17 protein-coding genes and 1 tRNA gene are annotated in these 19,423 nt (G+C 67.5%); 8 read left to right on the forward strand and 10 right to left on the reverse strand.

Going from position 1 to position 19,423, the window contains the following annotated elements; translation table 11 throughout:
- Positions 1-30 precede the first annotated feature (30 nt).
- Together LXM88_RS19265 and LXM88_RS19270 are read left to right on the forward strand one after the other, a co-directional pair.
- Positions 31-1,068, forward strand: coding sequence for a hydrolase (locus LXM88_RS19265; RefSeq protein WP_262536240.1), 1,038 nt, complete (start codon positions 31-33; stop codon positions 1,066-1,068).
- Positions 1,061-1,648: a DUF2946 family protein gene (locus LXM88_RS19270; protein ID WP_262536241.1), complete on the forward strand. Its 588-nt coding sequence runs from the start codon at positions 1,061-1,063 to the stop codon at positions 1,646-1,648. Before LXM88_RS19265 ends, LXM88_RS19270 begins: the two co-directional genes overlap by 8 nt.
- 39 nt (positions 1,649-1,687) lie before the next feature.
- Here LXM88_RS19270 and LXM88_RS19275 read toward each other — a convergent pair whose 3' ends face one another.
- Entirely contained in the window at positions 1,688-3,382 is a 1,695-nt protein-coding gene (locus tag LXM88_RS19275) for a M48 family metalloprotease (protein WP_262536243.1), read from the reverse strand.
- Between the two features lie 178 nt (positions 3,383-3,560).
- Between LXM88_RS19275 and moaC the strand changes: the two genes are divergently transcribed.
- Both moaC and LXM88_RS19285 read left to right on the forward strand, forming a co-directional pair.
- Complete coding sequence (moaC, locus tag LXM88_RS19280) at positions 3,561-4,049, forward strand: cyclic pyranopterin monophosphate synthase MoaC (RefSeq protein ID WP_174419830.1); 489 nt, start codon at positions 3,561-3,563, stop codon at positions 4,047-4,049.
- 98 nt (positions 4,050-4,147) lie between these two features.
- A complete protein-coding gene (locus tag LXM88_RS19285) occupies positions 4,148-5,374 on the forward strand; it encodes a hypothetical protein (protein WP_262536246.1) in 1,227 nt (408 codons plus the stop codon).
- Positions 5,375-5,495: 121 nt separating this feature from the next.
- Here LXM88_RS19285 and LXM88_RS19290 read toward each other — a convergent pair whose 3' ends face one another.
- The 9 genes from LXM88_RS19290 to recA all read right to left on the reverse strand — a co-directional run bounded on the left by LXM88_RS19290 (position 5,496) and on the right by recA (position 14,656).
- The gene (locus LXM88_RS19290) at positions 5,496-5,846 is read right to left on the reverse strand and encodes a TonB family protein (protein WP_034178929.1); all 351 of its coding nucleotides are present in this window, start codon (positions 5,844-5,846) and stop codon (positions 5,496-5,498) included.
- A 456-nt stretch (positions 5,847-6,302) separates the two neighbouring features.
- Positions 6,303-8,081 carry a PglL family O-oligosaccharyltransferase gene (locus tag LXM88_RS19295; protein WP_262536248.1) on the reverse strand — a complete coding sequence of 593 codons (1,779 nt, stop codon included), beginning with the start codon at positions 8,079-8,081 and terminating at the stop codon, positions 6,303-6,305.
- 144 nt (positions 8,082-8,225) lie between these two features.
- Complete coding sequence (locus LXM88_RS19300; protein ID WP_318654679.1) at positions 8,226-8,822, reverse strand: pilin; 597 nt, start codon at positions 8,820-8,822, stop codon at positions 8,226-8,228.
- A gap of 97 nt (positions 8,823-8,919) precedes the next feature.
- Positions 8,920-9,624, reverse strand: coding sequence for a TerC family protein (locus LXM88_RS19305; RefSeq protein WP_262536250.1), 705 nt, complete (start codon positions 9,622-9,624; stop codon positions 8,920-8,922).
- A 157-nt stretch (positions 9,625-9,781) separates the two neighbouring features.
- A complete protein-coding gene (gene sucD, locus LXM88_RS19310) occupies positions 9,782-10,663 on the reverse strand; it encodes a succinate--CoA ligase subunit alpha (protein WP_034178933.1) in 882 nt (293 codons plus the stop codon).
- 64 nt (positions 10,664-10,727) lie between these two features.
- Complete coding sequence (sucC, locus tag LXM88_RS19315; protein WP_096471695.1) at positions 10,728-11,894, reverse strand: ADP-forming succinate--CoA ligase subunit beta; 1,167 nt, start codon at positions 11,892-11,894, stop codon at positions 10,728-10,730.
- 68 nt (positions 11,895-11,962) lie between these two features.
- Positions 11,963-12,571, reverse strand: a complete 609-nt coding sequence (locus tag LXM88_RS19320; protein WP_318654680.1) for a DUF2889 domain-containing protein — start codon at positions 12,569-12,571, stop codon at positions 11,963-11,965.
- A 145-nt stretch (positions 12,572-12,716) separates the two neighbouring features.
- Positions 12,717-13,586 carry a recombination regulator RecX gene (gene recX, locus LXM88_RS19325; RefSeq protein WP_262536254.1) on the reverse strand — a complete coding sequence of 290 codons (870 nt, stop codon included), beginning with the start codon at positions 13,584-13,586 and terminating at the stop codon, positions 12,717-12,719.
- Positions 13,586-14,656, reverse strand: a complete 1,071-nt coding sequence (recA, locus tag LXM88_RS19330; protein ID WP_047898939.1) for a recombinase RecA — start codon at positions 14,654-14,656, stop codon at positions 13,586-13,588. Before recA ends, recX begins: the two co-directional genes overlap by 1 nt.
- Positions 14,657-14,846: 190 nt before the next feature.
- Here recA and LXM88_RS19335 point away from each other — a divergent pair, with 190 nt between their 5' ends.
- The 4 genes from LXM88_RS19335 to LXM88_RS19350 all read left to right on the forward strand — a co-directional run bounded on the left by LXM88_RS19335 (position 14,847) and on the right by LXM88_RS19350 (position 19,259).
- The gene (locus LXM88_RS19335) at positions 14,847-15,575 is read left to right on the forward strand and encodes a response regulator transcription factor (protein ID WP_262536255.1); all 729 of its coding nucleotides are present in this window, start codon (positions 14,847-14,849) and stop codon (positions 15,573-15,575) included.
- A gap of 17 nt (positions 15,576-15,592) precedes the next feature.
- The gene (locus tag LXM88_RS19340; protein ID WP_262536256.1) at positions 15,593-17,146 is read left to right on the forward strand and encodes a sensor histidine kinase; all 1,554 of its coding nucleotides are present in this window, start codon (positions 15,593-15,595) and stop codon (positions 17,144-17,146) included.
- A 221-nt stretch (positions 17,147-17,367) separates the two neighbouring features.
- Positions 17,368-19,026 (forward strand): MFS transporter, encoded by a 1,659-nt coding sequence (locus LXM88_RS19345; RefSeq protein WP_262536257.1) that lies wholly within the window; start codon positions 17,368-17,370, stop codon positions 19,024-19,026.
- 156 nt (positions 19,027-19,182) lie between these two features.
- A tRNA-Met gene (locus tag LXM88_RS19350) sits at positions 19,183-19,259 on the forward strand.
- The last annotated feature ends 164 nt before the right edge of the window (positions 19,260-19,423 follow it).

Here is a 19,423-nt window from a genome sequence, read left to right on the forward strand (position 1 = left end):
AAGACGAAGCAACGCATACGCGGGGCGATCATGAGTACGGCTTCTCCGCCCACCTCGCCGCTGACCGGGGCCTCGGCCCCAGACGACGACACACTGCGCTATCAAGCGCCACGCTGGCTGCCGAACAGCCATGCGCAAACCATCGTGCCCGCGCTGTTCGCGCGACGACCGGCCGTCGCATACCGGCGCGAGCGATGGGAAACCCCCGATCACGACTTCATCGATCTCGACTGGGTCGCGCATCTCGACAGCGCGGCGCCGCCGCCCGATGCACCGCTGTTCGTGCTGTTCCACGGCCTCGAAGGCAGCTCCGGCTCGCACTACGCGCTCGCGATGATGGCCGCCGCGCGCGCGAAGGGCTGGCACGCCGTCGTGCCGCACTTTCGCAGCTGCAGCGGCGAGATCAACCGCCAGCCGCGCTTCTACCATCTCGCCGACAGCGCCGAGGTCGACTGGATCCTGCGCCGGCTCGCCGCGCAGCATCGCGGGCCGCTGGTCGCGGCCGGCGTGTCGCTCGGCGGCAACGTGCTGCTGCGCTGGCTCGGCGAGCATCGCAGCGACACGTCGATCCTGCGGGCCGCCGCCGCGATCTCGACGCCGATCGACGTGCATGCGGGCGGCCGCGCGCTGTCGCAGGGGTTCGCGATGATCTATACGCGCAGCTTCCTGAAGACGCTCAAGCGCAAGGCGCTCGCGAAGCTCGACCAGTATCCGGGCTTGTTCGACCGCGACGCGATGCTGGAGGCCGTGACGATGCGCGACTTCGACGAGGTCGTGACCGCGCCGCTGCACGGTTTCGCGGACGCCGACGACTACTGGACGAAGGCGACGACGCGGCCGCTGCTGCCCGCGATCGACGTGCCCACGTTGATCCTCAACGCCCGCAACGACCCGTTCCTGCCCGAATCGGCGCTACCGGGCCCGGCCGACGTATCGCCGGCCGTCGAGCTCGACCAGCCCGCGGCCGGCGGGCACGCGGGATTCATGACCGGGCCGTTCCCCGGCCGCCTCGACTGGCTGTCGGCGCGGGTGTTCGGCTATTGCTCGAAATTCGTCGACCATGGATGACATCGTCAGGCAGGCGCTCGCCAAATGGCCGAACGTGCCGCACTGCACCGGCTGGCTGCTGCTCGACCGGCGCGGCGAATGGCGGCTGCGCGACGACGCAGCGCAGGCGGCCGGCGAGCTCGGCTCGCCGATCCGGCATGCGGCGCTGAACGCGTTCATCGGCCGCAACTACGAATGCGACGCGCAGGGCCAGTGGTTCTTCCAGAACGGGCCGCAGCGCGTGTACGTCGAGCTCGCCTATACGCCGTGGGTCGTCCGCCTCGCCGAGCGCGACGGGCAGCTCACGCTCGCCGACCAGACAGGCGCACCGTTCGAACCGGACGAAGTCTGGCTCGACGATGGCGGCGGCGTGCTGTTTCGCGATGCGCGCACCCCGCCGCGCGTCGCGGCGCTGCACGATCACGACCTCGGGCTGTTCGCCGATCACGCGGACTTCGACGCCGCGCCGCCCGTGCTGCGCTGGCGCGACGGCCGCGCGCTGCCGCTCGGCCACATCGTGTGCGCGGACGTGCCCGCGCGATTCGGCTACGTCGCGAGTCCGGCGCGACAGGCACGCGACGCGGCCGACAGCGGCAACTGACCCGCAGCCGCCCCGCCCGCGTTCGCTGCGCGCCGGCCGCTACCCGCGGCCGTTCTTCTCGTCCTCGCGCTCTTCCTTGTAGCGTGCCTCGAATTCCAGCAGCCGCGCGCCGATGATCGACTGCTCGTAAAACGACACGTCCTTCGCATCGCGCGCTTCCTTCAACTGGCGGATCGCCGACGGCCATGCGCCGTCGAGCGCGAATTTCTCGGCGAGCGCGCGGCGCCGCGCGAGCACGTCGCCCTTGCCGTCGCTCGCCTTTGCAAGGTAGTCCCACCAGTCCGGCTGCTCGGGATCGGCCTTCGCCTGCGCGCGTGCAAGCGCCTGCGCGTCGGCGAAGCGGCGCGCGGCGATCAGCGCCTGCAGGTGCGCGACGATCGCCGCGTGCGACGCCGGCCAGCGCCGCTGCGCCAGCGCCGCGAGCCGCACCGCGTCGTCGTTTCGGCCCGCGCGCCGCGCGATGTCGGCGGCCAGCACGTCGAGGCTCGGCGAACTGGTCGCCGGGTCGCCGTCGCGCCGCTCGCGCGCATCGAACGCGCCGCGCGCCGATGCGAGCGCCTTGTCCGCTGCGTCGTACTGGCCGAGCAGCGTGTTCGCGAGCGCGATGCCGTACCAGTTCGCCGCGACGTTCGGTGCCGTGCGATCGTCGATCTCGAGCTGCATCCGGCGCGCCTCGGCTGAAATGTCGGTGGGCGCACGGTTCTGCAGGACGCGCAGCCGCGCGCGCACGAATCCGTATTCGGCCGACTGGCGCGGCTGCCGGTACGGCGCGCGGCGCGCGCGATCCTCCATGTCGGCGATCCGCTCGCCGGTCAGCGGGTGCGTGCGCGCATAGGCCGGCACGCCCGCATCGCCCATCGACGCGCGGTCGAGCCGTTCGAAGAAGCCGGGCATCCCGTACGGGTCGTAGCCCGCGCCGGTGAGCAACTGGAAGCCGACGCGATCGGCCTCGCGCTCGGCCGAACGCGAGAAGCGCAACTGGTTGTCGACCGCGTACGCCTGCCCGCCCACCGCGATCGCGCTGCCGAGGTCGCCGCTTCGCGCGAGCACGCCGGCCAGCACGCCGAGCAGCATCGTCGCGAGCGCCGTGTAGCCGGTCTTCTCGCTCGCGCCGATCATCCGCGCGATGTGCCGCTGCAGCACGTGGCCCATCTCGTGGCCGACCACCGACGCGAGTTCCGATTCCGTCTGCGTCGTCACGACGAGCCCGCTGTTGATCCCGATGAAACCGCCCGGCATCGAGAATGCGTTGATCTGCGAATCGCGCACCGGGAACAGGTCGAAGTCCGGCATGTAGCCGCCGATGTAGCGTGCGGCCGCCGCGGCCGCGAGGCGCGCCGCCATTGCGTTCAGGTAGTCGCGCACGAGCCAGTCGTCGAGATAGTCGGGGTCGCGCCGCACTTCGCGCATCACGCGCTCGCCGAGCCGGCGCTCGGCCCGCGGCGTCAGCGAACCGCCGGAGCCGTCGCCGAGGTCGGGCAGCTCGAGTGCGCGCAACGGCGCGCGCAGGCTCGCGGCTGGCGCCAACGCGCCGCCCGTGTCCGCAAACCGGCTCTCTGCGCCGCCGTACGTACCGAACACGCCGGTCGCGATGCCGGACGGCACGGTGGAAATCGACGGGGAATCGCCGGCCGCCGGCTCGAGCGGCGGCGCGGACGCGCTCTGCGCATGGCCGCTCGGCGGCAACGCGAGCGCGACCGACAGCGACACGGCAAGCATCTGTTTGACACGCATGGCAGGATGAAAACGACGCCGTCCCGCGCGCCGGGCGCGCATCGCGGCGTTTGGTCTGAATATTCGGGTCATTGTACCGGCGGCGCCGCGGCTGTCTCGTGCCGCGCATGCGCCATCTGCGCCCCCGGCGACGCGAACGCCACTGCTATGATAAGCGCCCGTTGAGACGGAGCAAGACATGTCAGGACTCACCCATTTCGATGCCGCCGGCCACGCGCACATGGTCGATGTCGGCGGCAAGCAGGAAACCCGGCGCATCGCGATCGCGCGCGGCACGATCCGGATGCTGCCGGCCACGTTCGCGCTGATCCGCGACGGCAAGGCGAAGAAAGGCGACGTGCTCGGCGTCGCGCGCATCGCGGCCATCCAGGGCGCAAAGCGCACGGCCGACCTCATTCCGCTGTGCCACCCGCTTGCGCTGACGCGCGTGGCCGTCGACTTCGAACTCGACGATGCACTGCCGGGCGTGCACTGCGTCGTGCAGGTCGAGACGTTCGGCCGAACCGGCGTCGAGATGGAAGCGCTGACCGCCGTGCAGGTCGGGCTGCTGACCGTCTACGACATGTGCAAGGCCGTCGATCGCGGGATGGTGATCACCGACGTGAGCGTGCGGGAGAAGCGTGGCGGCAAGTCGGGGGACTGGAAGGCGGAAGACGTCGCGGGTTGAAACGCCCGCCGCTGTGCACGTGCGCGCGGATCACGGAGAATCGTCGGCCGTAACGATTCCCCGTTCGAACGATAGAGAATCAGAACAACAAGTCATCGATGAAGAACAACACGCTGAAGTACGCCGCGCCGCTGCTGTGCGCGCTTTCCCTGCTGCCGGCAATCGCATCGGCCGCCGGCACCTGCCCCGCCGCCGACACCGCCGCGCGTGCGGCCATCGACGCGCAGCACCGCGTCCAGCAGGTCCGCAATCCACAAGGCGACGGTGGCGGCAACGTCGATATCTCGCCGCCGCTGCGCGACGCGCTTCGCGCATACAAACAGGCGCTCGTCGGCGCGATCGATGCGCGGCTCGCGTGCAGCGACGAACACGTCGAACCGGCTGCACTGAAACGCACGCTCGCGGCCGCGCTCGGCGTGCCGGCTCAATCGGGCCAATCGAACCAATCGGCCGCGCCGAAAAACGGCGAATCGGCGTTCGGCCGCAATCCGGACGTCGACGTCGAACGCGGCGGCACGTCCGGCCCGCTCCTCTTCGTGCGCGCCGGCTTCGACATCGCGTGCGGCGACGACAACCTGCTCACGGCGTACGCTTGGGAAAACGGCAGCTGGCGGCGCGTGCTGCGCTGGCAGGCCGACGATTACAAGGACATCGGCGGCGCCTACGGCGGCGGCTTCTGGTTCTCGGCGCTGCCCGGCGGCCAGGTCGCGGTCGTGCACGGCACGCCATGGTGCTCGTCGCGCTGGAGCCGGTTCGGCGCGGACGTTCTTGCACCGGCAAACGGCCCGACCGCGCAACGCACGCTGTTCCATACCGAACACGGCTACGTGATCGACGACGACGCGATCCGGTTCAAGATGCGCCCGGACGGCTTCGAACTGCGCACGACGGTCGGCTCGCTCGACAGCGAAGTCATGACTCGGCCGGGCATCTTCCGCTACCGCGTCGACGGCGACACCGTGCAACGCGTGCAGCCCGCGGCGCTCAACGGCCGCGATTTCGTCGACGAATGGCTGAAGGTGGACGATGCGCTTGCGCGCGAATGGAGCGAACCCGCCGCCGCGGCGGCCGCGCTGAAAGCCCGGCAGGCGTTCAACGCGGAAAGCAAGGCGCCCGATACCGGCTTTGCGTACGGCCCCGTGCGCGGCTGTTCGGACAGCAAGGATCGCTTTCAGGTCGAACTGGATCTGACGGGCAAGAGCGGGGAAACCGTCGCGCGGCGCTATGCGCTGATTCGCCAGGAGCGCAACGGATTCACGATGCTCGGGCTGCGCAATTCGGCCGAGCCGGCCTGCCGCGGCGCGAACCTGATGCCGCAACACTGAACGTCGGGCACGCGCGTCGCGATGACCGCGCGTATCGATTTTCGACGGCCGCGCGAAACGGCGCGGCCGGACAGAGACAACACCGGACGGAAAGCGGCGCGCAGGGCGCGCCATCCGCGCGTCACTCGCCGCGTCGCGGCTCGAACACGAACGGCTGGGTCAGCAGGAACGGATTCGCGGTCGCGCCCGTCTGCGCGCAGGTCGCGTGCGTCATCGCGTCGACGGCCGCGCGATCGGCGGCCGCATTGCGGCTGCTCGTCGTCACGGTAACGTTCTGCGCTTCGCCGGACGTCGTCATCAGCGCGCGCACGAGCACGGTCGCCGGACGCGTGAGCGGCTTAGCGGTGTCCGGATAGACGGCACGCGGAATGTGGCAGGTCAGCTTGCTTTCCTGCGACGACGACAGCATCGCGCAGCCGGAAAACAGCATCGCGACGGCGGGCAGGATCAGGTAGGTCGAGCGAATAGCCATGGTCGAATATCGTTCTTCAGCACTGTTCTGGACGAACGCGCCGCCCACCGGAAGACCTCGCCTCCGCATCACGCGCGTCGCACTGCGCCGCGGCCATCGGACCGGCGCCCCGTTACGGCCGCACGGCCGATCGATGCCCGGCCGCGATCCTGCCTGGCGGGCTTCCCGGCGAGCCGGGGTGCGGCAACTGTTCGCGTCGGCCCCGGGCCCCACGCGGGCCGGCATGCAAGCGCTTGCGCGCATTGTGCACGCGCCGCCCGGCCAGCGGCGCCGATTTGACAATGGTTGACGCGAATCGACGCGCGTCGGGCCGGAATCCGCGCATTTCATGAGGTAATCGATGCCCGGCCGAAGTCACGCGGTTCACGCCGGGCCGATCTGCGCGACGGCTGGCCCGGTCGCGCATCGCTGCGCGGCAAACGCCGGAATTCCCCGTTCCGGCGGCCGCTGCGCGTTTCAATCCGAGTCGTCGTCGTCCGAATCGTCGGCCGCATCGGCCGGCACTTCCCCGTACTTCGCGACGACGGCCGCCTTGAACGCCTTCAGCGCCGGCTGCTGGTCGCACAGCTTGTACAACGAGGCCAGCTGTTGCGGCCAGTCCTTCAGCTCTTTTGCGAACACGTGCAGGCGCGCGACGGTATCGAGCGCGTCGGCTTCGCGGCCATCCAGCGCCTGCAGCGCCGCATAACGGCGCAGTACCGTCTCGCCGGGCAGCAGCGCGATCGCGCGCTCATGCGCGACGAGCTTGGCCGGCAGGTCGTCCGGCGAAATCGTCAGCAGCGTCGCCGCGCCGTAATCGCCCCACGCACCGAACAGCAGCGACGGCGCGTCGCGATACTGCGCGGCCGGGTCGTTGCCGTAATACAGCACTTCCGCGCGCTGGTAGTCGCGCAGCACGGGCACCGCCGCCAGCACACCGCCGAACGACAGCACCACGAACAGCCCGAATGCCGCGCGGCCCGGCAGGATGCGCAGCGGCTTCACGTCGAGCAGCCCGATCACGAACATCGCCGGCAGCAGGAAGAACATGTACTGTTGCGGATACTCGACGAGCGCATGCATCAGCAGGATGCCGATCAGCGCGAAGCCGAACACGCGCGTGCTCGACTGCGGCGCGCGCAGCGCACGCACGAACCACGTCACGAGCGTGACGACGAGCACGCCAAGGCCGGCGAGACCGGATTTCGCGAGCAGGTCGATGAAGATGTCGTGCGAGTTGTTCGCGATCTCGACGCCCCCCATCGTGCGCACGAGGGCAAACTGGTGCGACGGGAATTCGCCCCAGCCGACGCCGAGCAGCGGATGCTCGCGGAACATCGCGAGCCCGTACTTCCACAGTGCGAGGCGCGGCGCGATCTGCCCCGCGTCGCGCATCCGGTCAGCCGCCGACTCCGCGAGATTCAGGTGATAGTGCACGTTGGCCCAGCGCACCGCGACGTTCACCGCGATGAACGCAACCGCGAGCACGACCGGCATCAGCCACGCACGCGCATTGCCCGGCGCGCGGCGCGATTCGAGCCATGCCATCCAGAAGCCCGCGACGACCATCACCGCGACCTGCAGCCACGGCCCGCGTGACACCGTCAGCGCGAGACCGACCGACAGCACGATCGACAGCACGAACCACGCCCACACTGCAAGCCTGCGCGTCTGCACCAGATACAGCGCGCCCGCGAGCGCGAACGCGATATAGCTGGCCAGATGGTTCGCCTGCGCCATGTTGCCGTACGGGCGGCGATCGACCGCGACGTTGTACATCACGACGAACGGCGACACCGCCGACTCGAGGTGGAACAACTGCACGATCTGCGTTCCGACCGCGAACACGCCGCCGACGAGCAGCGCACCGGCCATCATTTGCGAGACGGTTTCGGCCAACCCGTCGCGCGCGAGCGCGTAGCCGGCCTGCATCGCGACCAGCGCAGCGGCGAGATAGCCGAGCGCCAGCCAGTTCATCGACGGCACCTTGAGCGGCATCAGCGCAACCTGCGCGATCAGCACCACGGCGAACCCGAGCGGCACGACGAACGCGGCCGGCGCGGCAAACGGCTCGGCCGCACGGCCCGTCCGCGCGAGCAGGACGACCGACAGCCCCACCAGCAGATACAGCACCAGCGCGGAAAACTCGGAATAGAAGGTCGGGATCGGATACGTGTGATTCGTGATCGCGTACGGCACGATCAGGGCGACAGCCAGCGCAACGAGCGACAACGAACGGGAAAAAGTAGAAGGCATGAGCGAACCGGATGTCAGCAACCGGCGCACTATACAAAACTTTCCCCTCTCTGTGCGGGGCCGTCGCGCGGCCACCCAACGCCGTAGGACCGGCCCGGCCTGCCGAAGCGGCGGCAGGCGTGCCGCCCTTCTCCTCCGCAGGCGCTACGCGCGGCATTCCGCCGGCGCATATTTCGCCGGCAGCGTCGCGGCGACGCCCGGCAGCGGCCCGGCCCCCGGCGCCGGCAGCGACGACGCATCCTTGCCGGCGGCGAAGCACTCCCACGCGATCGAACCGGCTTGCATCGCGCCCTTTTTGAGCGCCACGCGCGCGGTGGGGGTATCGGCCTTGTCCGGCGCGGATGGCACGAGCACCAGCGTATTCGTGCCGGCCGCGGCGACGCGGGTCGTGAACGCGACCGTGATCTGGCCGGTCTCGCCGTCGATGGCAACCGATTCGACGTTGCGGGTCGCGGCCGGCGGGCTGTAGCCGCCATCGAGGCTCGCGCCGCTCGCCGCGTTGTCGGCGACCGCCAGCCGTGCGGACGACGCGAGCGCGAGCCCCTCGCCGACGCGCGAACGCGCGAGGTAATCCTGATACGCGGGAATCGCATAAGCGGCGACGACGCCGACGATCGCCAGCACGATCATCAACTCGATCAGCGTGAAGCCGGCCGGCCGCCAGCGCGGCGACGGCCGGTTCGCGCGCCGCAGATCGGCGGCCACGCGACGGAACAGGGAAACGGAAAAGGCTTCGAACATGGCAGGCTCCGGAAACGAAAAACGCCTGCCGGGAAAGGCAGGCGTCTCGATCGTAGCCAGCGGGCCGCGAACCCGGCAGTCGGCCGGACGGCCAACGTCAGTGCGCGTGCGGTGCGCCGCGGCGCCTCCTGAGCGCGTAGCCGGCCGCCACGACGAACAGTGCGCCGGCCAGGCTCGCACCGTAGATCGCGGGTGCCGTATCGAGCACCGGCCAGCGGTCGCCGACCGGGTCGTTCACGATCAGCCCGCCCGCGATCCAGCCGAGCAGCGCGGCGCCGAGCGTGACGACGATGGGGAAGCGGTCGAGCAGTTTCAGCACCAGCGTACTGCCCCACACGATGATCGGCACGCTGACGACGAGCCCGAAGATCACGAGCGCGATGCGGTGCGACGGGTCGGCCTGCTCGGCCGCGCCGGCGATCGCGATCACGTTGTCGAGGCTCATCACCGCATCGGCGATCACGATCGTCTTCACGGCGTCCCACAGCCGGTCGGCCGGCTTGATGTGATCGTGCGCATCGGCGGCCGGCGCCATCAGCTTGACGCCGATCCACAGCAGCAGCAACCCGCCGCCGATCTTCAGGAACGGCACGTCGAGGAGCGCGACCGCGAACGTGATCAGCGCGACGCGCAGCAGGATCGCCCCCGCGGTGCCCCAGACGACACCGCGCAGTCGCTGGTTCGCCGGCAGGTCGCGGCAGGCGAGCGCGATCACGACCGCGTTGTCGCCGCCGAGCAGGATATCGATGATGACGATCTGGAGAACGGCGCCCCAGTGCAACGATGTCAGGAATTCGAGCATGGGGGTGATGTGCAGGATATGGCCACCCGGCGGGCGGCCCGGTTCATCGCCGGCACATGCGCGACGCATGCCCGGTGCTTACGAATTCATTGCGCGAGCATAACAAAAAACGCCGGCAAAGCCGGCGTTTTCTGCAGGACGAACCCAGGCGGAAATATTACAGCGCGGCCTTCAGCAGGCGGCCCATTTCCGACGGGTTGCGCGTGACGGTGATGCCGCACGCTTCCATGATTTCCAGCTTCGCTTCGGCCGTATCCGCACCGCCCGAGATCAGCGCGCCGGCGTGGCCCATGCGCTTGCCCGGAGGCGCCGTGACACCCGCGATGAAGCCGACGACCGGCTTCTTCATGTTGGCCTTGATCCACTCGGCCGCATTGGCTTCGTCCGGACCGCCGATTTCGCCGATCATCACGACCGCGTCCGTATCCGGATCGTCGTTGAACATCTTCATTACGTCGATGTGCTTCAGACCGTTGATCGGGTCGCCGCCGATACCGACTGCCGACGACTGGCCGAGGCCGAGTGCCGTCAGCTGTGCAACGGCTTCATACGTCAGCGTGCCCGAACGCGACACGACGCCGATGCGGCCCTTGCGGTGGATGTGACCCGGCATGATGCCGATCTTCAGTTCGTCCGGCGTGATCGTGCCCGGGCAGTTCGGCCCGAGCAGCAGCGTCTTGCGGCCTTCGCGGCGCATGCGGTCCTTCACTTCGATCATGTCGCGGACGGGGATGCCTTCCGTGATGCAGATCGCGAGATCCAGATCGGCTTCGACCGCTTCCCAGATCGCAGCGGCAGCGCCTGCCGGCGGAACGTAGATGACCGACACGGTCGCGCCGGTTTCTTCCTTCGCTTCCTTGACGCTTGCGTAGATCGGAATGCCTTCGAAATCTTCGCCGGCCTTCTTCGGGTTCACGCCCGCGACGAATGCTTCGCGGCCGTTTGCATATTCACGGCAGGCGCGCGTATGGAACTGACCGGTTTTGCCGGTAATGCCCTGCGTGATGACCTTCGTGTCCTTGTTGATCAGAATCGACATGTATTTTGACCTCTGTTCGATTGGCGTCGCGTATCTGCCGCGCCGCCATGCGTATTCGATAGCGTTACTTGCCTTCGGCAGCCGTGACGACCTTCTGCGCGGCTTCTTCCATGCTGTCCGCCGAGATGATCGGCAGGCCCGAGTCGGCCAGCATCTTCTTGCCGAGGTCCTCGTTCGTGCCCTTCATGCGCACGACGAGCGGCACCTTCAGGTTCACGGCCTTCGAACCGGCGATCACGCCTTCCGCGATCACGTCGCAGCGCATGATGCCGCCGAAGATGTTCACGAGGATCGCCTTCAGGTCCGGGTTCTTCAGCATCAGCTTGAACGCTTCCGTGACCTTCTCGGTCGTAGCTCCTCCGCCGACGTCCAGGAAGTTCGCCGGCTCGCCGCCGAACAGCTTGATGGTGTCCATCGTCGCCATCGCCAGGCCTGCGCCGTTCACGAGACAGCCGATGTTGCCGTCGAGCGAGATGTACGCGAGGTCGAACTTCGACGCTTCGATTTCAGCCGGATCTTCTTCGTCCAGATCGCGGTACGCGACGATTTCCGGATGACGGAACAGCGCGTTCGAGTCGAAGTTGAACTTCGCGTCGAGTGCGATGACCTTGCCGTCGCCGGAGACGTTCAGCGGGTTGATTTCAGCCAGCGACGCGTCGGTTTCCCAGAATGCCTTGTACAGGCCTTGCAGGATCGCACGTGCTTGCGGAATCGAAGCAGCCGGCACGCCGATCTTCGCGGCGAGGTCGTCGGCCTGGGCGTCGAGCAAGCCGGTCGACGGCTCGACGATGACCTTGTGGATCAGTTCCGGGTGCTTTTCGGCAACTTCCTCGATGTCCATGCCGCCTTCGCTCGAACCCATCAGAACGATCTTTTGCGTCACACGATCAACGACGAGGCTGACATACAGTTCCTGCTTGATGTCGGCGCCTTCTTCGACCATCAGACGGTTGACCTTCTGGCCTTCCGGACCGGTCTGGTGCGTGACGAGCTGCATGCCGAGGATCTGGTTCGCGTATTCGCGAACCTGCTCGATCGACTTCGCCACCTTCACGCCGCCGCCCTTGCCACGGCCACCCGCGTGAATCTGAGCCTTCACGACCCACACCGGGCCGCCGAGCTCTTCCGCCACCTTGACGGCCTCGTCCACCGAGAACGCCGGCTTGCCGCGCGGTACCGCGACTCCGAATTTCCGCAGGATTTCCTTACCCTGGTACTCGTGAATCTTCATGCGTGATTCCCTTCAGTCTGAGAGTTGGATGAAAAGTCGCTTAAGACGCTTCTTCGAATGATTTCCGTTCATTCCTTCGTGCTGCCTTCACCGGGCACGTTCGACCGCTCCGCGCCATACCAGCGCGGGTAGTACTGCCGCACGACCTCGCCGTCGAACCGCAGCGCACGGCAGCGGCCGAGCTGGAAAGGCGGTTCGTCGCGCACGCCGTCGTGATCCGGCCCTTCGCCGCCCTCCTCGCGCACGTTCCACACGTCACCGGCGAACGCCTGGATCGCTGCCGTCGGCAGCACGGCGCACAGTTCGGTGAGATGGGAGCAGCCTGCGACACCGGACAAAAGTCGGTTCGCATCGCGGCGGAAGTGGCGGAAGAGATTGAGCCCGATGAGGGCCCGATAGGCGGGAGGGGCGGATTGACACTGACCGGGATAGGGCACCCATTCCGAAGACGCTTCGGCGTCGACGACATTGAGTTCACGATCGATAGTCACGCGCAGCCAGAGTTCGTGGATCGGCAGGCCTTGGGGCCGGATGCCCGACGCAAGCGCGACATCGCGCGGCTTGTGGTCGGTCAGGCAGGCTTCGATGTCCCACAAGCCGTCGCCGCGCTCGTAAGCTTCCGCTCGGATTGCGCGTCGATGTCGCAACTGACGGGGCACGGGCTCGGATAGCGGCATGCTGGAGGTTGAGGCCGAAGAGGAAAACCCATGGATTTTAGCATATTGGGTATTTGAGACAGTTTGACGCGACGGCGGGTATTCCCGCCTGTCCGGAAGCGGTTGCATTGCAGCAAAATCGCGCGCCACGCGCGCGACTGCGCGATCAATCGTCGATCGGGAAATCGTCGCCGACCTTCAGCAACTTCACGATGGTCGCGCTCGAGAAGCCGCGCGCGGCGAGAAAGCGCGCCTGCTTCGCACGCTCGGCCGGTGTTTGCGGCAGTGCACCGAATTTCTTGCGCCAGACAGCCTGCGCGCGCGCCCATTCGGTCTCGCGCAACTGCGCGTTCACTTCCTCGACGAGGGTGTCGCCAACCGCATGGCGCTTCAGCTCGCTGACGATGCGTGCGGCACCGACGCGCGACGCGCGGCGATGCACGAGACTCTCGGCGAAGCGCGCGTCGGACAGCCAGCCATCCTTTTCCAGCGCATCGAGCACCGGCTCGACGGACTCGTCTTCGCCGACATACGGCGCGAGCTTGCGCGCGAGTTCCGTGCGGCTGTATTCGCGCCTCGACAGATAGCCGAGCGCACGGCCTTTCAACGAACGCGGCGGCTTCGACGACTTGCGCTCGCCGGCGCCCGGATCGCCGCTGGAAGCAGCGCTTGAAGAAGCGCCCGACGCACGGCGCGTGCGGCGCGGATGCTGGCTGCTGCGCGTATAGACATCTTCCTTCGCAGGCGCCGGCGCATCGGCTGCGCGCTCGCCCGGGAAGCTGACGCCGGACACGCGACGGCGCGACCGGTCGTGCGCGTCGAACGATTCATCGTCGTCGAACGGATCGTCCGGCGCGGCAATCTCAAACGAAACGAGGGCATCGTCGGATGCCCTCGTCGCGGTGCGGTTCGCGGCATTGCTGCCGGCGACCCGCCGATCGGCGCCCGAGGATCCGGCTCGCCGGCCGGAGCGACCCGCCGTTTCGGGCACGTCGCTCTCCTCCGGCTCGCCAGCCTGACCTCGGCGCCCGACCATCACTCTTCTTCGTCCACCGCCTCGGCTTCGTTGCCTGCACCATCGGGCATTGCGACGACGCCGAGCGATTCGCGGATGCGGTTCTCGATCTCGCGCGCGATTTCCGGATTCTCGCGCAGGAATTCACGCGCGTTGTCCTTGCCCTGGCCGATCTTCTCGCCGTTGTAGCTGTACCAGGCGCCTGCCTTGTCGACGATCTTCGCCTGCACGCCGAGATCGATGATCTCGCCCTGGCGCGAAATGCCTTCGCCATACAGGATGTCGAAGATCGCTTCGCGGAACGGCGGCGATACCTTGTTCTTGACGACCTTCACGCGGGTTTCGTTGCCGATCACCTCGTCGTTCTTCTTGATCGAGCCGATCCGGCGGATGTCGAGACGCACCGACGCATAGAACTTCAGCGCGTTGCCGCCCGTCGTGGTTTCCGGGTTGCCGAACATCACGCCGATCTTCATACGAATCTGGTTGATGAAGATCACCAGGCAGTTCGTGCGCTTGATCGTGCCGGTCAGCTTGCGCAGCGCCTGCGACATCAGGCGGGCCTGCAGGCCCGGCAGCGAATCGCCCATCTCGCCTTCGATTTCGGCCTTCGGCACGAGCGCCGCGACCGAGTCGATGACGATCATGTCGACCGAACCCGAGCGCACCAGCGCATCGGTGATTTCCAGTGCCTGCTCGCCGGTGTCCGGCTGCGAGATCAGCAGTTCCGGCACGTTCACGCCGAGCTTCGACGCGTATTGAACGTCGAGCGCGTGCTCGGCGTCGATGAACGCGGCCGTGCCGCCGATCTTCTGCAGCTCGGCGATCACCTGCAGCGTGAGCGTGGTTTTACCGGACGATTCCGGACCGTAGATCTCGACCACCCGGCCGCGCGGCAGGCCGCCGACGCCGAGCGCGATGTCGAGACCCAGCGAACCCGTGGAGACGACCTGGATGTCCTCGGCCGCCTCGCCGTCGCCCATCCGCATGATCGACCCTTTGCCGAACTGCTTCTCGATCTGCGCGAGTGCGGCCGCCAGCGCCTTGCTCTTCTCGGCGGTCATCCCGGAGCCCTTCTTGCTTTCTTCCATGAATCGTCCTTTGCTATGATGAGCAGCGTCTGTGAAAGGCGCGCCCGCTTTCAAGCGCCGCCCACGAATGCAGACACTGTATAAAAAAACAGTGTTTTATGCAAGCCCGCAATTCGGGCTGCGTTGTACACGAATAACTTCGGAGACAGCCGCGCCGGCGCGAACGCCCTGCCGGCCATCGGTCAGCAACATGCGAATTCTCATCGCCGAAGACGACAGCATACTCGCGGACGGCCTCACCCGGTCACTCCGCCAATCGGGCTATGCGGTCGACCACGTGAAGAGCGGCGTCGACGCCGATACCGCGCTGTCGATGCAGGCATTCGACCTGCTGATCCTCGATCTCGGGCTGCCGAAAATGTCCGGGCTCGACGTGCTCAAGCGCCTGCGCGCCCGCAACTCCAACCTCCCCGTGCTGATCCTGACCGCCGCCGACAGCGTCGACGAGCGCGTGAAAGGTCTCGACCTCGGCGCGGACGATTACATGGCCAAGCCGTTCGCACTCAACGAACTCGAGGCGCGCGTGCGCGCGCTGACCCGGCGCGGCGCGGGCGGCGGCCCGACCGTCGTGCGACACGGCTCGCTCGCGTTCGACCAGGTCGGCCGCATCGCGTATGCGAACGAGCGCGTGCTCGACTTGTCCGCGCGCGAGCTCGGCCTGCTCGAGGTGCTGCTGCAGCGGATCGGCCGGCTCGTATCGAAGGAGCAGCTCGTCGACCATCTGTGCGAATGGGGCGAGGAAGTCAGCAACAACGCGATCGAAGTCTACGTGCACCGGCTGCGCAAGAAGATCGAGCCGAGCGGCGTCCGGATCTCGACCGTGCGCGGCCTCGGCTATTGCCTCGAAAAGGTCGCGCCCGCCGCGCCGGCCGACACGACAGCGCCCCAGCCCGCGGTGGCCGGCACGCCGCTGCGCTGAAGCCGGGCGTCGCCGCGATGGCCACGCCGGCCCATTCCCGCCACCCGACCGGCGCGCCGTCGTCGGCCGCCGACGAGGCGCGCGACGCGCGTTACGAGAACCCGTTCGCGCCGCCCGACGAAGCCGATGCGCCCGAGGCGCGGCGCCCGCGCTCGCTGTTCGGCGAAATCCTCGACTGGATGCTCGCGCCATTGCTGCTGCTGTGGCCGATGAGCATCGCCGTCACCTATCTCGTCGCGAAGACGATCGCGAACAGCCCGTTCGACCGCACGCTCGAAACCAACGCATACGTGCTCGCGCGGCAGATCCACCCGGTGAACGGCGTCGCCGAGCTGACGCTGCCGGAGCAGACACGCGACTTCCTGCGCGCGGACAATGTCGACAGCGTTTACTTCCAGGTGCTCGGCACGCGCGGCGAGCTGGTCGCGGGCGAAGCCGACATGCCGCTGCCGCGCGACGAGGACCGCCCGCCGCCGGGCGTCGTCGTGTTTCGCGACGACCTGCTGCGCGGCAACGACGTGCGCGTCGCGTATACGACGGTCGAGCTGCCACAAGCGAGCGGCATGCAGCCCGTGCTCGTGCAGGTCGGCGAGACGCTCGACAAGCGCAACGCGCTCGCGAACGACATCATCAAGGGCGTGATCCTGCCGCAATTCGTGATCCTGCCGCTCGCGATCCTGCTCGTCTGGTTCGGGCTGTCGCGCGGGCTCGCGCCGCTCAACGCGCTGCAGGCGCACATTCGCGCGCGGCGGCCCGACGACCTGTCGCCCGTCGAGGCGCAACGCGCGCCGCCCGAGATCGAACCGCTCGTCACGTCGTTCAACGACCTGCTCGCGCGTCTCGAACAGAACATGGCGCTGCAGAAGCGCTTCATCGCCGATGCCGCGCACCAAATGAAGACGCCGCTTGCGGGCCTGCGCACGCAGGCCGAGTTCGCGCTGCGCCACCCCGTCCCGCCCGACGTGCAGCGCTCGCTCGAACAGATCGCGACGAGCTCCGAGCAGGCCGCGCGGCTCGTCACGCAACTGCTTGCGCTCGCGCGTGCCGAGAACCGCGCGAGCGGGCTCACGTTCGAACCGGTCGAGATCGCCGCGCTCGCACGGCGCGCGGTGCGCGACTGGGTGCAGGCCGCGCTCGCGAAGCGGATGGATCTCGGTTACGAAGGCCCGCCGGACGACGCGCCGCTCGACGTCGACGGCAACCCGGTGATGCTGCGCGAGATGCTCGGCAACCTGATCGACAACGCGATCCGCTACACGCCGGAGGGCGGCCGCATCACGGTGCGCGTGCGTGCCGAGCCCGCGGCGCGGCTCGTGCATCTCGAAGTCGAGGACACGGGCCCCGGCATCCCGGCCGCCGAGCGCGAGCGCGTCGTCGAGCGCTTCTACCGGATCCTCGGCCGCGAAGGCGACGGCAGCGGCCTCGGGCTCGCGATCGTGCGCGAGATCGCCACGCAGCACGGCGGCACGCTGACGCTCGACGATCACGTCTACCAGCAGGCGCCCCGCCTCGCCGGCACGCTCGTGCGCATCAGCCTGCCGCTGGCGGAAGCCGCCCCGGATTTACCCTGACACGCACCGCAGCAACGCTGCCGCAATCGCGCCGAAACCGGCGATTTACCGGACGTTCACGCCACAATCCACGCGCGAAGCACCCGATTCGCCACGGGTTAACACGCAGTCGTTTTATCCGCGCAAGTCAGTGCGCCGTAAGTTTCCGTGCCAATAATCGTCGACAGGCCCGCCCACCCAAGGCGGCCGCACATCTATATCAAGGGACTTGGAGACGATTCATGGCAACGTTAGGCGGGCAAATTTCGCACGCGCCGATGACGGGCGAAGAAAAGAAGGTGATCTTCGCATCGTCGCTCGGGACCGTGTTCGAGTGGTACGACTTCTACCTGGCCGGCTCGCTCGCGGCCTACATCAGCAAGAGCTTCTTCTCCGGCGTCAATCCGACCGCCGCATTCATCTTCACGCTGCTCGGCTTCGCGGCCGGCTTCGCGGTGCGGCCGTTCGGCGCGATCGTGTTCGGCCGGCTCGGCGACATGGTCGGACGCAAGCACACGTTCCTCGTGACGATCGTGATCATGGGCCTCTCGACGTTCGTGGTCGGCTTCCTGCCCGGCTACGCGTCGATCGGCATCGCCGCGCCCGTGATCTTCATCGCGATGCGGCTGTTGCAGGGCCTCGCGCTCGGTGGCGAGTACGGCGGTGCGGCGACCTACGTCGCCGAGCATGCGCCGGCGAACCGGCGCGGCTTCTACACCGCGTGGATCCAGACGACCGCGACGCTCGGGCTGTTCCTGTCGCTGCTCGTGATCCTCGGCGTGCGCACGTTCATCGGCGAGGAAGCGTTCGGCAGCTGGGGCTGGCGCATTCCGTTCGTCGCATCGATCGCGCTGCTCGCGGTGTCGGTGTGGATCCGGCTGCAACTGAACGAATCGCCGGTGTTCCTGCGCATCAAGGCGGAAGGCAAGACGTCGAAGGCGCCGCTGACCGAAGCGTTCGGCCAGTGGAAGAACCTGAAGATCGTGATCATCGCGCTCGTCGGCCTGACGGCCGGCCAGGCCGTCGTGTGGTACACGGGCCAGTTCTACGCGCTGTTCTTCCTCACGCAGACGCTGAAGGTCGACGGTGCAAGCGCGAACATCCTGATCGCGATCGCGCTCCTGATCGGCACGCCGTTCTTCCTGTTCTTCGGTTCGCTGTCGGACAAGATCGGCCGCAAGCCGATCATCCTCGCGGGCTGCCTGATCGCGGCGCTGACCTACTTCCCGCTGTTCAAGGCGCTCACGCACTACGCGAACCCGCAGCTCGAGATCGCCACGCAGAAGGCGCCGATCACCGTCGTCGCCGATCCGGCCACCTGCTCGTTCCAGTTCAACCCGGTCGGCACGTCGAAGTTCACCGACTCGTGCGACATCGCGAAGAGCGCGCTCGCGAAGGCCGGCCTGAACTACGAGAACGTCGCGGCACCGGCCGGCACGACCGCGCAGATCAAGGTGGGCGACACCGTGATCGACGCGTACGACGCCAAGGGGACCGACGCGAAGGCGAAGGGGGCGGCGTTCGACAAGACGCTCGCGACCACGCTGAAGTCGGCGGGCTATCCGGCAAAGGCCGACCCCGCGCAGCTCAACTGGCCGATGACGATCGTGATCCTGACGATCCTCGTGATCTACGTGACGATGGTCTACGGGCCGATCGCCGCGATGCTGGTCGAGATGTTCCCGACGCGGATCCGCTATACGTCGATGTCGCTGCCATATCACATCGGCAACGGCTGGTTCGGCGGCTTCCTGCCGGCAACCGCGTTCGCGATCGTCGCGGCGAAGGGCAACATCTACTCGGGGCTCTGGTATCCGATCATTATCGCGCTGGGCACGTTCGTGATCGGCCTGCTGTTCGTCAAGGAGACGAAGGACTCGAACATCTACGCGCAGGATTGATGCCGACGCGCGGGCGGGCGGCGATTGCCGGATGCGTTCCGGCGAACGGCAACCCGCCCCGCGACGAGGCCGACACGGGCCGGAGGCAACTTTTTTCACGCAAGATGAAAAAAGGTGTTGACAGCAAAACGCCTCATCGGCATAATTTATTTCTTCGGCGAATTAGCTCAGTCGGTTAGAGCGACGGAATCATAATCCGCAGGTCCGGGGTTCGAATCCCTGATTCGCCACCAAATGCAAAAAGGGCCCAGCGCAAGCTGGGCCCTTTTTCTTTGCTCCTCACAACGTACTTCTCGCCCCGCAAAAACGCTCCCGGTCACGGGAGGCATCGTACGGCGTCCCTCAGCGATTCTCATGAATCGGAGACCTACGGCGCGTCAAAGACAGCGGAGCCCCG

The sequence above is a fragment of the Burkholderia sp. S-53 genome, assembly GCF_025560745.1.
Classification (GTDB): domain Bacteria; phylum Pseudomonadota; class Gammaproteobacteria; order Burkholderiales; family Burkholderiaceae; genus Burkholderia; species Burkholderia pyrrocinia.